This is a genomic window from Poseidonibacter parvus (genome assembly GCF_001956695.1).
Lineage (GTDB): Bacteria > Campylobacterota > Campylobacteria > Campylobacterales > Arcobacteraceae > Poseidonibacter > Poseidonibacter parvus.
In genome coordinates, this window is record NZ_CP019070.1 from 1,269,255 (window position 1) to 1,284,653 (window position 15,399).

A 15,399-nucleotide genomic window follows, 5' to 3' on the forward strand; every position below is an offset into this window, starting at 1 on the left:
GCCTTTTTCTTATACTTAGTAACAAGAAAAATAAAGGATTAAGCATGAAGAATATTAAGATATCTATACTATTATTAATATTTACAATAGTATTAATTGGTTGTAATAGTGGTAATAAAGTATCATCATCAAGTTCAAGTGGTATTGCACAAAAAGGTCCATTTTTAGATGGCTCTACTGTAACGGCATACAAGCTTAATAATGGTGAAAGAAGTACTACTGATAAGAAAAGTACAACAACAAATGATGATAAAGGTTCTTTCTTACTTCCTCTACCATGGTCAGGTGCAACTGAATATGAAATTAAAGGTGAGTATTTAGATGAGAATACTGGTAATTATGTAAGTAATGGGATACTATCTGCGATTGTTAATCTCCAAGCCAATTCTTCTCCTAATATAAATATAAATATTTTTACTCATATTGCTGCAGCACAAATAAAAGACATGTTAAAAAATGGTGAAAATATTAATGTTGCAAAAGAAAATGCAAGAGAAAAAATAAAAGAAATGTTTTCTTTAGAATTATCAAATGATACTCAATTAGAAGACCTAGATTTAACAGATGGAATAAGTTCTAATAAATCTGATAATGCACAGCTTTTAAAAATTTCAGCTGCAATACTAGCTTCTGATAATCCAGATACTTCATTAGATAAGTTAACTAAACTTATTACTGTTGAGGGAGATATAAATACTGATGTTATAAATACTTATAATGATATATTAGAAAAAGCTGATAATGTAGATTTATTTAGTGTTAGTAATATCTTATCTTCTACAATTGGTGTATCAAACGCTCCTAGTGAAAATACAAGACAAGGTAGCTTACCTTTTAATCATAATCTATCTTTTGATACAAAAGTTGACCAAGATATAAATAAAGGTTTAATTTCTAATTATATTGTAATTAACAAGCTTTCTTCAACTGCAAAATTAACTATAAACAATGGTTATTATAGTTTAAATGATGGTGAGTTTACTGATATAGAAACAACTGTAAAAAATGGTGATTCTATAAGAGTAAAACATTATTCATTAGATTCTTTTTCTAGTGAAAATATAAGTACTTTAAATATTGGAGTTTCACGAATTACTTTTAAATCAATTACAAAAGCAAATCCAACTTTAAATATAACAAGTCCAAATAAGTTTTCTTTTCCAATTAGAATAAATGCTCCTTTAGGAGGACTTATTACAAGTGATGAAATTATTGTAAGTGGTTTAAGTAATGGAGTTGTTTCAAAAGTTGGAATAACAAGTGGTGCTTCATATAAAATCAACGATGGAACTTGGAAAAGCAATCAATATGAAGATACTTTACAATTTGCAAGTGTTAGAAATGGTGATATTGTAAAAGTTAGTAAAGCTGCTAGTTCTTCTTATGGTGGAAAAGAAGAAGCAACTTTAACTATTGGTGGTATTGAGGGGAAATTTATCATTTTCTCAAAAGAAAAAGATTTAAAACCTGATTTATTCTTTCCTAAAACTGTATATTTAGCTGAGTTAAATACTAAATATGAAACTTCATATTTTAAAATGAGTGGATATGAGGGTGGTTTAGATATTAAAGTTACAAATGGTGAAGTTCAACTTGAAGGTGAAAAAATTTGGTTGAGTGAACTTTCTCAAGTACCTACAGGCTATAAAGTTAAATTTAGACAAACATCTTCATCATCGTATGGAACAATAAAAAATACTCATATTGAAGTAGGTAAAAGTATAGTAAACTTTGAAACTAAAACAATAGATAATCCTAGTGTTCCAAGTTCAAATGTTGATAAAATAGAGTTTAAAACAGTTTTTGATGCAGATTTTAATAGCTTTGTTGAAAGTGAAGAGAGAATTATCTCCGGAATCAATGATACTGCAACTTATGCTTATGTTTCGAATGGAGCACAAATGAGTGTAAATGGTTCTGCTTGGACGAGTGAAGCTATGGACATTGGTGCAGGAAGTAAAATAAAACTAAGAATAAAAACAGCTTTAGATAATAATAGTACAAATGCGGGATATCTTTATTATGGACCTGAAAAAAAATTATTCGCTAGTTTTCATGTTTATAATAAAAAAATTGATACTAAAATAGATAGTATAGATTTTATTGATAAAGAAAATGCTGCTATTAATACTTATTATGAATCAAATATTGTTACAATAAAAGGTATTGATTCTTATACTAATGTAAAAATTGTAAATGCTGAATTTAAAATTAATGGTGGTGAATGGAAAACAAGTTCTGATAAATTGTTGCTTTATGTTGATAATACATTACAATTAAGACATAAAAGTTCACAAGAAGCAAATGATATTGTAAGAAGTATTGTTAGTTTTGATAACGCACAGTATGAATTTAAAACAAAAACTTCAAATGCTCCTGTACTTCTAAATGAAATTCCTACAAGAGTAAATCAAAATTCTAATTATACTTTTATTCCAAATGTAAGTGATTTTCATACTTTAACTTATTCTTTAATAAGTAAACCAACTTGGATGAGTATAAATACTCAAACAGGAGAAATAAATGGAACTGCAGGTCAAAATGATATTGGACAATCTGATACTATTTCTTTATTAATTAAAAGTTCAAGTGGACTTGAAACAAATATAGATTTTAAAGTTATGGTAGATGATGTTAATGATGCCCCAATTTTAAGTGATATTTGGACTTCATCTACTACAGATGAAAATAGAAATTATTCTAAACAAGCAAGAGCTATAGATATTGAAGGTGGAGACTTAACTTGGAGTATTTCTAATAATCCTACTTGGTTGAATATCAATACTCAAACAGGAGAATTAACAGGAATTCCAAGACAAACTGATGTTGGAATAAAAAAAGATATTAAAGTAATTGTAAGTGAAGAAGGTGGACTATCTAGTTCTTTTACTTTTAATTTAACAGTTATTGATAAAAATTCTAATGTTACATTATCAGCAATATCTGATAAAACAGTAAATGAAAATGAAGAACTAACCGTACAAATTCATGCAAATGATTTAGATGGAGATATTTTAATTTTTAATATACAAAATCAACCATCTTGGCTTACTTTTGATAAAGAAGCACAAACTCTTAGTGGAACACCAACTAAAGATGATATTGGAGATATAAATATCACTATTAGTGTAACAGATGGAAAGGGTTCAACTCGTTTTGAAAGTTTTAAAATCACTGTTATAGATGTAAATGAAGTACCAATTATTACTAGTGCTGACTTTAAAAAAGAGTTTATTCTAGATGATACAAGTGCAACTCCTAATAATTATACTTTCACTTTTGATATATCAGATAATGATAATACTTTAAACTCATCAAATGTAACTTATGCTGGTGTTATAACTGAAACAAGAGTAGGTTTTGCAAAAACAGCTAATTTTTCAAACACCACTTTAGAATGTCTTAGAGGAAAATGTACTGCAATTATAAGTTTTGCTTTTCAAGATATTGATGATTTTCATCCAAGTTTAAAAACAAGACATACTTTTACTGTAAGTGATGGTGATAAAAGTGTAAGTAATTATATAGATATTTGGTATGCTCCAACTACTCCTATTCTTAGTGGAGAGCTTTCACATACAATTGAACCTAAAGACAAAACATCTTATGAAGCATTCTCATTTACTCCTACAAATAGTGGAAACAAAGCTAGAACATGGGAAATAAAAAATATGCCAAATGGTTTTGAATTTAATAAAAGTACTGGAGAACTTAAATATTCACGATTAATTAAAGGTTTATTATCAGATGATACAACTTTTAAAGGTATAGAAATAACAGCAACAAATGATAGAGGTACAAGTGAAAAGTTTATATTTAATATTCTAGTAAAAGGAAAACCAGCTACACCGAAATTTCAATTTAATGATAAAGTAGGAGTTGAAATACAACAATGGTTTGATTCTAGTGTTACAGTTGATTGGTTAGAAACAGGTCTTAGTAAAGCTGTTATAAGTAGTGGATATCTTGGGCAAAACGTACATTTCGGTTTTAAAGTAAATGGACAAGATGGAATATCAGGAACTACTACTGTTCAAAATGGTGATATTCTTACAGTTTGGCATAAATCATCAAATGAATATGATACTACTTTAGATACGACTATTACAATTGGTAATGATAGTGATACTTTTAGTACTACAACTAAAGAAAATGAAAATACAAAATTACCTTTAATCGTAGGTGCTCCTAATACTAGAGCTAATGTCGGTGAAGTTTATTCTTATATTCCACAACTTAGTACAGATTATACAAAATTCGCAGCAGTTACAAAACCTTTTACTATTGAAAATAAACCTTCATGGGCAACATTTAATACAGTTACTGGAGCGTTAAATGGAACACCTAGAGAAATTAATGTTTATAATCAAGTAAGAATCACTGCATTTGGAGATAATGGATTAGATGATATTACATTTAACATTACAGTTTCTAATGATGCACCTTATATAAATGGAGCAGGGCATAGTTTAGAAAACCCAGATTTATCATTTAATTTTACTGATAATGCTACTTGGAGAGATTCAATTACAGAAGTTTCTATGTTTGGATGTTATGATGAAAGTACGAGTGTTATTTTAAATCCTAGTGATTATACATTTTCAGAAGGAAGTTTAAAACTTCATGCTTCAACTACTACAAATCCAATTCTACTTACTCCATATATTGGTGGAGCTGGACTTGTTGTAAAAGCAAGTAATTATCCAAATAGTGAAGTTATTATCAATATGGTTGAAGATGGTCAATATGCAGTAAAAGCAACAAGTATTGAATTTGCTGATAATAAACCAATAACAGAGGCTAATTTAAATGAGGCAAGAATAAATATACATTTATCAAATCATTTAAAATTTATTGATAATTCACTTTCAAAAAATAACTTCTCACTTTATAGTTCACCAAATGGAGTATCAATATCTAATGTAGCTTATATAAATGAATCAATTGCTCAAGTAACACTTCAGTTTGATGGTACAGATTTTGATGAAGATAAATTAATACAAATATCAATAGCAGCAAATGAATTAAATATTTGTCAAGAAGTTATCACTAATAGTCTTGATGTAACAGCAGTAGTTGAAATACCTTGGTCAAATGTTATTTATCCAAGTGATCCAATAGATAATGCACATTTTGGAAACTCTGTAGATGTAAAAGATGGAACAGCTGCAGTGATAGCAAGATCAGGAATTTATATTTACAATAAAGATATAAATGGAGATTATCAAGAAACTCAAAAAATAGCTGCATTTGAAGGGACAGAAATTCTTGGCGCTTCAATAGCTTTAGACGGAGATTATTTAGTTGCTGGTAATGGAAATTATTATGTTGAAGGTAATGGTTTAGAAGGCAGAGTAGAGCTTTATAAAAAGAATGAAAATGGAATTTATTCTTTAATTCAAAATATAACAGTTTCAGGTTTAAGTGACTCAGCTCATTTTGGTGCATCTGTTGATATTAGTGGTGATTTATTACTAATTGGTGCTTATAATGATGATAATCATAAAGGAGCTGCTTACTTATTTAAAAATAATGGAAGTGATAATTTTGCTTTAGTTGAAACAATAAAAAGAGCTGATGGAAAAAGTTCAGATAGTTTTGGTTTTGATGTAGCAATTGATGGAGATTATTTTGTAATCGGTTCTTCGGTATTTCCAGATTTAGGAGCAACCCCAATAGATACAAAACCTGAATTAGGTGCAGGATTTGCAAATTATTACACTTATTTAAATGATACTTTAGAGTTAATAAGTGTAATTACTCCAAGTGATTCTTCAAGATTAGCTGATCATTTTGGATTTGGTGTTGCAATTTCAGGAGATCATATAGCTATTTCTTCTTTTGGAAATAATGATACAGGTTCAGTATATTTATATAAAAGAGCTTTTAATACAGTGATTTCTAATGGAAAAATAGAAAATACACAAGCAATAACAGGTAGTGTTGGTATATATCATGATGCTTTAAATTATATAGTTGCAGGTAATAATTCTTATACACCTCAAGGTAATGATTATATAAAAAGTACAGTACCTAGTGTTTATGGATATGATGTAGCAATTGACCAAAATGAGGTAATTTTTGGAAACTGGAAAAATGATGATAAAGCAATTGATGGTGGAGCTGTTTTAATTACAAATATTGGTGAAACAATTAGTGAAGAAGTAAATGATACTATTCCTCATCAATTTACTTTTACAGATAAAACTGATGCTTCCTTAGATGAAGTAGTAAGTTCATCTATAACAATTACGGGAATAAATCAAGAGACACCTGTATCAATAATAAATGGTGAATATTCATTAGATGATGGTATAACTTGGCAAACTGAAGCATTAACTCTAGAAAATAATCAATTAGTAAAAGTAAGACATCAATCTTCTTCTTTTTATGCAACTAGTGTCGATACAATTTTAACAGTTGGAACTATAAGTGATACTTTCTCTTCTAGTACAATTACAGAGCCTTTAAAAACAGTTCCTACAATAATTGGAAAAGTTGGATACAGTTTAGAAAATGATGCTTTTATCTTCTCTTTTGAAGAGGATGAAGCTTGGGAAAGTGCTATTAGTCAAGTTTATTACAAAGCTGGAGTAAATAGTGAATATTCATTATTAAAAACATATGAATATGAAATAACAAGCGGACAAATAAAACTTATAATCAATAGTTCAACAACAGTTGATTTAAGAACACCATATTCAGTTAATGATACAAATGGATCAATAAAAATTATTGCAGATGGATATGAAGACAATACTCATTCAATAGCGTCTGTAACAAGTGGTAAAAATGCTATTAAAATAGAAAATAGTCCACATCAAGATAATACTACAATAACAGAAGCAAATCTTGATGCTGCAAAGATTTATGTAATTTTAGGAAATTCTTTAGAGTTTAAAGACAACATCTTAGATGTAAATAACTTCACTTTAAATCTTGCACCAATAGGTACTACAATTTCATCTGTAACTTATAATGATAGTAGTTCTGCAATTGTTACTTTAGCTTACGATGGAAGCGATTTTGATACTAATGCTGAAGTAAATGTAGTTGTTAATAAAAATGAATTAAATACTAATGTAACTGTAAGCGGGAAATATCCAATTACAGTTACTGCTATAGATGAACAAAACGGTGGTTCAACTAGAGGACAAGCAATAGACCCATATATTGTAAATGCAAGATTTTGGTATGATGCAGATGGTGATTCACAAGAAGATGAAGATGAAATATCTTCTTACTCAAATGAAAATGGTGAGTTTATTTTTAACATTCAAGTTCCTGAAAATGCATTGATTACAATGCTTGATAAAGGTTTACATAATGGTAAGGTTTTTGATGGTAATTTAAGTGCTAAATATTCTAGTTCAAAACAAGGACTTATTTCACCTATTACATCAATTAGTACTTTAGGTTTCACGAATCAAGAAATTATTAGCTTATTAGTTACTAATGGTTTTGATGCAAATTTAAGTGTAGAAGAACTTTATTTGGATCCTTTTGATTCAAGTATTTTACTTGAAGATATGAGTATAGCTACAGATGAACAAAAAGCAAAACTTAGAAGAGTATTACTTTCAAATGTAATAATTAACTCTGCAATTATGGCAAATTCAAGTGGATATGACATAACTAAATCAAATTTAGAAGATTTTTTTAATACAGTTTATTCAGCTAGTGAGGAAGGTGATTTTGAAGGTGCACCCCAAGATACTACAATCTTAAAATTCCTAATATCTTTGGGAAATGAGGTTTTATCAAATGATAAATTAGGTTCACAATCGAAAATAAGAGCAAGAATCTTTGTAACAGTTTCTGAATATGTAAGTAAAAGATTAAAAGATTCTATTTCAGGAGGAGGAAATCCGATTTGGGAGTTTGGATCTATACTTTCGGAATCTCAAAATATGATATATCCTTTATCTTATGCATATACAAAATCTTTATTCAACAATATGACTAATCCAAAATTTGCTTGGGTAGAAATTGATTTTAATTATAGACCAATATTAATGGTAAATAATCAAATATTAGGTGATTTTAAAAAGCTTACACTTATTTACAAAGACAGCTCAAACGATGAACAAACAATAGAATTTATAAGAGATAATCAAGATTTTACTGAAAATGATGTTACATCAGGACAATGGATGATTCAAGATAGAAAAGTTCTAGCAAATGGAAAAGAATACGAGATTTTAGGAGATAAAATCATTGTAAATGGTGAAACTTTTGATATTCGTGATGTAATAGTTCAAAAAGAAGATGATAGTTTAGAAAACTACTATGAAGAACTTCCTCAATTTGAAAGTTCAAACTTAACTAATAATGAAACATATGTTGATTTAGATACTAATATTATATTTAATTATGACAAGGTTTTAGAAGCAATTCATGTTAATAATACTAAGTGTTATATACAAAAAGCAAATGAATATAATGCCGTTGAAGTTACACCACAGCAATTTTCAGGAGCTAGTATAATATATAAACCAAGTGAAGATTTACTTTACAATCAAAAATACTCTTTTACTTGTTCTATTTCTTATGGAGAACAATCTTCGTATAAAAGTATAAGTTTTACAACTCTTCCAAAACCTTTACCTATTGTAAAAACAGGACAAGAAGATAACTTCTCTTTAAACAATGATATAAGTAGATCTAGAAACGGAAATATTGTAAAAGATGAGAATACAGGTTTAATGTGGAATGATGATGGTTTCAATGAAACAAGAACAAACTCTTCTGCAAAACTATATTGTAGTGCTTTAACTGTAGATACATATGATGACTGGAGATTACCAAGTGCAAAAGAGATGCAAACACTTATTATTTTTGATGATACTTCTCCTTCAAATATAGATAGTTTCGTTAATTTGATTCATTTTGATTATTGGACTAGTACAAAAAGTGTTGAATCAAGTACTTGGAATTCAGATCAATATATAAAAATTAAATTTCCGAATGAAATGGGAACAGAAATTGAAGCAGGTGGAAATAAATTTATTTGTGTAAGAGATTATGAACCCAGTGAAGAAATCACTGTAACAGAACTACAATGGCAAGATTTATCAAATGATGCAAAAACTTGGGCAGAAGCAAACACTTATTGTGAAAGTTTAGCAGGAACATGGAGATTACCAAGTATTCAAGAGTTATTAACGACAGCAGGAGGAAAAGAAGTTATTAATGATACTTATTTAAATTCATTAAACTCAAGCTTTCAAGGCTCTTTAGTTGATAACTATTGGTCTTCAACTATTTATAATTCGGATAATACAAGAGCTTATAAAATGTCTGCAAGATATGGTTCAATTAGTACAAGTTCAAAAGACACTACTAATAAAGTGCTTTGTGTTGGTGCTTTATAAATAATTAATATAACATGAAGAAATTTAATCAAAGATTTTTTCGTGTTATGACTCACTCACAAGTATAACTATTCAACAAAGAATTCTAAGTGCTGAAATTATGATTATTTATTATTGATTAACTTAAAATGAATATAATAGAATACAAGATAAACATAAAATAGGATTTTAATATATGTTATTAATGCAATTAGAAGCAAGAGAAAAATTTTCATTTTTACAATTAGCTCATTATTTAGCTAGAATTGATAAGAGTTATGGAAAAAGAGAAGAAGAAGTGATCTTAGATTATTGTACTGAAATGGGAATTGAGAATTTAGATTCATTTGAAATTGACACTTTTTGTTTAGAAGAGAATTTAAATAACTATAAATCTACTCGAAGTCAAAGAATAATTCTTTTAGAACTAATGATTTTAATTCACATTGATAATAATTTTCATGTTAATGAAAAACATTTAATAAAGAAAATGACAGAAAAATTTGGATTTGATTTAAAAGATATTGATGACTATTCTCAATGGGGAAAATCAGTAGCAATGCTTTCACAAGTTGCAAATATCTTTATAAATGAAGGAAATTAGTAAAATAACAATTATTTAAATTTTTTTACTAGGAAAATTTAGGTAGAATGCGATTATGGAAATAATAGAAACATTAAATAATAAACTTGATAAATTATTACATGATTACGAAAGATTAAAGCTTGAGAATCAATCATTAAAGCAAGAACTTGAATCAATGCAAAATGATAATGATGAATTAGCTAGAAATAATCAAGATATGTTTCTTCGAATTGATAGTACATTAGCTCTAATAAAGGCACAAAAAGGTGAATAAAGACATAACTTTTCATATTAATAATATGGCTTATACTATAAATGTTACTCCTGATATGGAAAAAGAACTTACTAAATTTTTAGACTTAAATAAAAACAATGATACTAAAGATTTACTAGCTGCATATATTAGAATCACACAAGAATACTCAACATTTAAAGAAGATGTTAATCAACTTTCAACAAAATTAGCAAGATTTTAATGGCTAAAGCCTTCTCTTTATTAGAAGTTTTACTTGTAATTGCAACAATTTCAATAGTTTTAACATTTGCTATTCCTAAGTTTACAAATATCATCTCAAATTCAAATATCTCAGACTTAAAATCAAATCTTGCAATTATTAGAAATAACATAAGCAAATTAAAAACTTCACAAGTTTTATTAAATAAAAGTACAATAATAGATAGTTTAGACAATGCAACAATTGATAAAAAAGATGAACTACTATTTACAGAAGTTCTAGACTTTTCAATAATTTCCACAAATTCAGCTATAAATGAAGTTGGTAAATGGTTAAAGGTATCAAATAATTCATATAAATATATATTATCTTCAAGTAAAAATGTTGTGTTTTTACTTGAAGATAATAGTTTTAAATGTAAAAGCAGTTTTGAAATATGTAAGGAAATAGAATAATGTTTTATTATGAAGTATCACTATTAAAATCTCCGCTTAATCCTCTTACATACCAAAGCGAAGAAGAACTACAAGTAGGTAGAAAAGTAGCTGTAAAAATACGAAATAGAAAAACTTTAAGTGATGGTGTAATAATAAAAGTAGTAGAAAAACCAGAATTTAAATGTGTAGATATTGAAGAAATTACAAATGAATATTATGATAGTAAAATGCTTGAAATTTCTCATTTTGTATCTCAGTACTATGTATGTTCTTTAGGCGAAGCTTTAAGTGTTTATGCACCTTTTAATAATGAAATCAAAGATAAAGAAGAAGAACTAACTTTTGATTGCCAAATTAGCTTATCAACTCAGCAGTCAAAAGCATATGATTTTTTAAATGAAAAAAAGCAAGCACTACTTTTTGCAAATACAGGTTCTGGAAAAACTGAGATTTATATTAAAATAATAGAAAAACATTTAAATGAAAATAAACAAGCAATTTTATTAATGCCTGAAATCTCACTAACTCCTCAAATGCAAAAAAGACTTGAAAAAGTTTTTGATAAAAGCGTTGCTATTTGGCACTCAAAAATCACAAAAAAGAAAAAAACAGAAATACTTCAAGGTTTACAAGAAGGAAGTATAAAGTTAATAGCAGGTGCTAGGTCTGCTTTATTCTTGCCATATTCTAACTTAGGCGTAATAGTTGTAGATGAAGAGCATGATGAGTCTTATAAGAGTGATTCAAAGCCAAGATTTCATACAAAAGATTTATCTATTTATATGGCTAAGAAATTTGATATTCAGCTTGTACTTGGAAGTGCGACAGTATCAACAAGTTCTTTTCATAAAATACCATTTTTTAGACTTACACAAACATATCATGATACTAGTAAAAAATACAGCTTTGATGATAGTGACGATAGCTTATCAGTAAGTGTTTTAAATCAAATTTCAAAAACATTAGAATCAAAAAATCAAGTGATTATATTTTTGCCAACACGAGCAAATTTTAAGTATCAAATATGTACATCTTGTGGTAAATCAGTTGAGTGTCCTTATTGTTCTGTTTCTATGAGTTTACATAAAAATGATTTAGCTTTAAAATGCCATTATTGTGGCTATGCACAGCAAATTCCACAAGTTTGTCCTTCTTGTAATACAGGGATTATCCATAATTTAAGAGTAGGAACTGCTCAAATAGAAGAAGAGTTAAACGAAATCTTTAAAGACAAAGTAATCAAAAGATTTGATAGAGATAAGGTAAAAACAAATACGCAGTTAAAAACTATATTAAATGAGTTTAATAAAGGTGATATTGATATCTTAGTTGGAACACAAATGCTTTCAAAAGGACATGATTATCATAATGTAAAATTAGCAGTAGTTCTAGGAATTGACTCACTACTTAATATGAACTCATACAAAGCAAGAGAGCGAGCCTTATCTTTACTTATTCAGATATCAGGAAGAAGTGGAAGAAAAGGTGAGGGTGAAGTAATCATCCAAACTAAGAATGAAGAGTTTTTTGACTTTTATTTAAATGAATCAAATTATGAAGAGTTTTTAGAAACAGAATTAGAGTTTAGAGAGGGTCTTTATCCTCCATATTTAAAAATGGCAAAAGTAATATTTGCACATACAAATGGACTAAAAGTAAAAGATGAACTTGATTTTTATGTAAAAAAATTAAAAGAAAATAAAGATATTGAAGTAGTGGGATTTGGACAATCACCAATTTTTAAAATGGCAAATAAGTTTAGATATGAAATTATTTTACGTTCATCAAATGTAAAAGCTCTTTTAACCTCTCTTCATAGTATTACGTCGCCTATGGCTTCTATTGATATGGATACTATTTATTAGTAACCAATACTATTACCCCAGAAAATGAATCTGCACTTTTTACTTTTATGATATAATGAGATAAGTTATTATATTTACAAAATAGGATAGTCATGTCTAAAAGAATAGAAGCCTTACTTGATAATAAAGCACTATTTCTAAACTCTGCTTTAAAAGAAGCACAAGAAGAAAAATCAAGACTATCTATGCTTTTATCAAGAAATAAACAAAGAATAAATGAAATCCAAGAAGAAAAAGCTAGCTTTATTAGCCAGTTTAAAGATACAAAATACCAAGAACTACTAGCTATAAAAAAAGAACAAAGAAACGTAGAATCAGAAATAAACGCAATAAAATTCCAAAATAAAAAACAATCTATTATTTCTCCAACAGATGGCTTTGTAGCAAAAATGATGATAAATACAATAGGTGGTGTAGTAACACCAGCTGAAAAACTAATATCAATAGTTCCAAAAGACGCACAACTAATAGTAAAAGTAAATGTACTAAACCAAGATATAGGTTTTATAAAAAATGATATGATTTCAAAAATCAAAATAGATACCTTCTCTTTTCAAAAGTATGGATTCTTTGAAGGAACTATCATAAACGTAGGAAGCTTTTCCCTTGATGATGAGAAACTTGGACCAATTTATGAAGTGAAAATTGAACCAAATGGTAAAACTTTGATGGTAGAAGGGAAAGAGCGATATTTAGAAGCTGGTATGAGTCTAACTGCTGAGATAAAAGTAGGTAAGAGAAGAGTTATTGAGTTCTTTATATATCCAATTATTCGGTATTTGGATGAAGGGTTGAGTGTTAGATGATGAAAATAATATGTAATAAAAAAATTAAACTAAAAAAGGAAAAAAGATGAGCCTTGAATTAGAAGATATTGAAGAGATGGATAAGGTAGTAGAAATAGTTGAAAAAAATGGAAAAAGATATATAGATGATGAAGAGATACTTATAGAACTTAGATTAATTACTTTAGGTAATTTCTCGATTAAGATATTTTTGTTTTTATGTGGATTAGTTACATTATTAGCTTTTATTGATAAAGGAGAATATGCTAATCCTATTACATATATCGTGTTTGGGATATGTTTATATATTTTTATTATGACAATAAATATGTTTATAAATATTTATAAATATAAACTATATATTACAGAAAATCATTTTATTACATATAGATATGTAAAGATTCATAAAAATGATATATATTTTAAACATATGTCTAATCTGGAGTCAAAATTTTTAGGAAAACAATGGAAGTTATATACTAACAATTTTTTTATATGTAATTATTTTGAAGAATCAAATTATGATAAACCAAATTTTAGAGATGTGATGTACAAAATCTCAAAAAATGATTTTTTTTATAAAGATCCTGCCTCGGATCTTTATAAAAAAATAAGTATTCTTAATAATAATATAAAGATAAAACTAATTAAAAAAGGAGAAGAATAGAATGGCAATTGGAGAATATACAAATATAGGTGGAAATGCTGGTAATTATATCCCTATAACGATAGTGAATGAAAATAGGGGTCAGGTCATGAATTTCCACTTTTCAAACAAGAACACTTTTTTTTAATTAAATAAGATATAATATTATTAAAAATCCAAAAGGGTTTCTAATGCCAAGACGAGTAAGAATTGAATTAGCAGGTTATCATCACGTATATAATAGAGCCGTAGAAAGAAAATACATATTGCAGAACATATCTGATAAAGATAAGTTTTTAGAGATATTAAATGAAGTGAGTGAGGAAAATAGGGGTCAGGTCATGAATTTCCACTTTTCAAACAAGAACACTTTTTTTAATTAAATAAGATATAATATTATTAAAAATCTAAAAGGGTTTATTATACCAACTAAAATAAGAATAGATTTAGTCGTATATCACCATGGGATATAATTAAAAATAATACCAAATTAAGACTAAATTTAATACAATATATTATCTTAAATTTAAAGGTGGATAAAATGCATTTGAGTCAAGATATAAAACCAATTAGTTATTTAAAAACAAAAACAGCTGATATTATAAATAGTGTAAATGAAAATCAAAGAACTATAATCATAACGCAAAATGGTGAGGCTAAAGCAGTTGTTCAAGATATTAAAACTTATGAAAACTTACAGAATTCTTTAAATTTATTAAAATTAATTGTTCAAAGTGAAAATGATATCGAGAACAATAATACAACAAAACAAGAAAAAATGTTTGATAATTTAGAGCATAAGCTATTTGGATAAAATCATATGAACCAATTTGAAGTGATATGGACAAATAGTGCCCAATTTGATTTAGAATCAATTATTGAATACATTAAAATTGATAGTTTAAGTATTGCAAAGAAAATATTTTTTGAAATTAAAGAAGAGTGTAATAGTTTATATACTTTTCCAAAAAGAAAAAGAATTGTACCCGAGTTACAGCAAATAGGTATTTTAAAATATAGAGAAATTATATATAAAAGATGGCGAATAATATATAAATTTGATGATAAAAAAGTATATATTTTATTAGTAGTAGATTCAAGTAGAAATTTAGAAGATGTACTATTTCAAAGATTACTTAAAACAAAATGATAACAAGCTAGAGAAAGGGAATAGGAATAAAAGAAATAATAGGTATGAATTAAAAATAGAAAATATTATTCATAAAGAATTATTAGCAAAAATCTATGACTAATAAACAGAACATCTATCTA

12 protein-coding genes are annotated in these 15,399 nt (G+C 27.3%); all 12 read left to right on the top strand.

Annotated elements, in window-relative coordinates:
- The first annotated feature begins 44 nt into the window (after positions 1-44).
- The 12 genes from LPB137_RS06325 to LPB137_RS06375 all read left to right on the top strand — a co-directional run bounded on the left by LPB137_RS06325 (position 45) and on the right by LPB137_RS06375 (position 15,277).
- Positions 45-9,374 carry an Lcl domain-containing protein gene (locus tag LPB137_RS06325; RefSeq protein ID WP_076085907.1) on the top strand — a complete coding sequence of 3,110 codons (9,330 nt, stop codon included), beginning with the start codon at positions 45-47 and terminating at the stop codon, positions 9,372-9,374.
- Between the two features lie 175 nt (positions 9,375-9,549).
- Positions 9,550-9,957: a hypothetical protein gene (locus LPB137_RS06330; protein ID WP_076085910.1), complete on the top strand. Its 408-nt coding sequence runs from the start codon at positions 9,550-9,552 to the stop codon at positions 9,955-9,957.
- 55 nt (positions 9,958-10,012) lie between these two features.
- Complete coding sequence (locus LPB137_RS06335) at positions 10,013-10,213, top strand: hypothetical protein (protein WP_076085912.1); 201 nt, start codon at positions 10,013-10,015, stop codon at positions 10,211-10,213.
- Positions 10,206-10,415 carry a hypothetical protein gene (locus LPB137_RS06340; protein WP_076085914.1) on the top strand — a complete coding sequence of 70 codons (210 nt, stop codon included), beginning with the start codon at positions 10,206-10,208 and terminating at the stop codon, positions 10,413-10,415. Before LPB137_RS06335 ends, LPB137_RS06340 begins: the two co-directional genes overlap by 8 nt.
- On the top strand, positions 10,415-10,849 hold the full coding sequence (locus LPB137_RS06345; protein WP_076085916.1) for a type II secretion system protein: 435 nt from the start codon (positions 10,415-10,417) through the stop codon (positions 10,847-10,849). Before LPB137_RS06340 ends, LPB137_RS06345 begins: the two co-directional genes overlap by 1 nt.
- On the top strand, positions 10,849-12,696 hold the full coding sequence (locus tag LPB137_RS06350; RefSeq protein ID WP_076085918.1) for a primosomal protein N': 1,848 nt from the start codon (positions 10,849-10,851) through the stop codon (positions 12,694-12,696). Before LPB137_RS06345 ends, LPB137_RS06350 begins: the two co-directional genes overlap by 1 nt.
- A gap of 92 nt (positions 12,697-12,788) precedes the next feature.
- Complete coding sequence (locus tag LPB137_RS06355; RefSeq protein ID WP_076085920.1) at positions 12,789-13,502, top strand: beta-barrel domain-containing protein; 714 nt, start codon at positions 12,789-12,791, stop codon at positions 13,500-13,502.
- Between the two features lie 46 nt (positions 13,503-13,548).
- Entirely contained in the window at positions 13,549-14,148 is a 600-nt protein-coding gene (locus LPB137_RS06360) for a hypothetical protein (protein WP_076085922.1), read from the top strand.
- Position 14,149: 1 nt separating this feature from the next.
- On the top strand, positions 14,150-14,275 hold the full coding sequence (locus LPB137_RS14745; RefSeq protein ID WP_265936464.1) for a hypothetical protein: 126 nt from the start codon (positions 14,150-14,152) through the stop codon (positions 14,273-14,275).
- A 43-nt stretch (positions 14,276-14,318) separates the two neighbouring features.
- Positions 14,319-14,510, top strand: a complete 192-nt coding sequence (locus LPB137_RS06365) for a hypothetical protein (RefSeq protein ID WP_076085924.1) — start codon at positions 14,319-14,321, stop codon at positions 14,508-14,510.
- Positions 14,511-14,668: 158 nt separating this feature from the next.
- Positions 14,669-14,941 carry a type II toxin-antitoxin system Phd/YefM family antitoxin gene (locus LPB137_RS06370; RefSeq protein WP_076085926.1) on the top strand — a complete coding sequence of 91 codons (273 nt, stop codon included), beginning with the start codon at positions 14,669-14,671 and terminating at the stop codon, positions 14,939-14,941.
- Positions 14,942-14,947: 6 nt separating this feature from the next.
- Positions 14,948-15,277: a type II toxin-antitoxin system RelE/ParE family toxin gene (locus LPB137_RS06375; protein WP_076085928.1), complete on the top strand. Its 330-nt coding sequence runs from the start codon at positions 14,948-14,950 to the stop codon at positions 15,275-15,277.
- The last annotated feature ends 122 nt before the right edge of the window (positions 15,278-15,399 follow it).

What these genes read in the sequence shown, in the direction of transcription:
- LPB137_RS06325 (WP_076085907.1), top strand. Translation starts at nt 45, where the DNA reads ATGAAGAATATTAAGATATCTATACTATTATTAATATTTACAATAGTA.
- LPB137_RS06330 (WP_076085910.1), top strand. Translation starts at nt 9,550, where the DNA reads ATGTTATTAATGCAATTAGAAGCAAGAGAAAAATTTTCATTTTTACAA.
- LPB137_RS06335 (WP_076085912.1), top strand. Translation starts at nt 10,013, where the DNA reads ATGGAAATAATAGAAACATTAAATAATAAACTTGATAAATTATTACAT.
- LPB137_RS06345 (WP_076085916.1), top strand. Translation starts at nt 10,415, where the DNA reads ATGGCTAAAGCCTTCTCTTTATTAGAAGTTTTACTTGTAATTGCAACA.
- LPB137_RS06350 (WP_076085918.1), top strand. Translation starts at nt 10,849, where the DNA reads ATGTTTTATTATGAAGTATCACTATTAAAATCTCCGCTTAATCCTCTT.
- LPB137_RS06355 (WP_076085920.1), top strand. Translation starts at nt 12,789, where the DNA reads ATGTCTAAAAGAATAGAAGCCTTACTTGATAATAAAGCACTATTTCTA.
- LPB137_RS06360 (WP_076085922.1), top strand. Translation starts at nt 13,549, where the DNA reads ATGAGCCTTGAATTAGAAGATATTGAAGAGATGGATAAGGTAGTAGAA.
- LPB137_RS14745 (WP_265936464.1), top strand. Translation starts at nt 14,150, where the DNA reads ATGGCAATTGGAGAATATACAAATATAGGTGGAAATGCTGGTAATTAT.
- LPB137_RS06365 (WP_076085924.1), top strand. Translation starts at nt 14,319, where the DNA reads ATGCCAAGACGAGTAAGAATTGAATTAGCAGGTTATCATCACGTATAT.
- LPB137_RS06370 (WP_076085926.1), top strand. Translation starts at nt 14,669, where the DNA reads ATGCATTTGAGTCAAGATATAAAACCAATTAGTTATTTAAAAACAAAA.
- LPB137_RS06375 (WP_076085928.1), top strand. Translation starts at nt 14,948, where the DNA reads ATGAACCAATTTGAAGTGATATGGACAAATAGTGCCCAATTTGATTTA.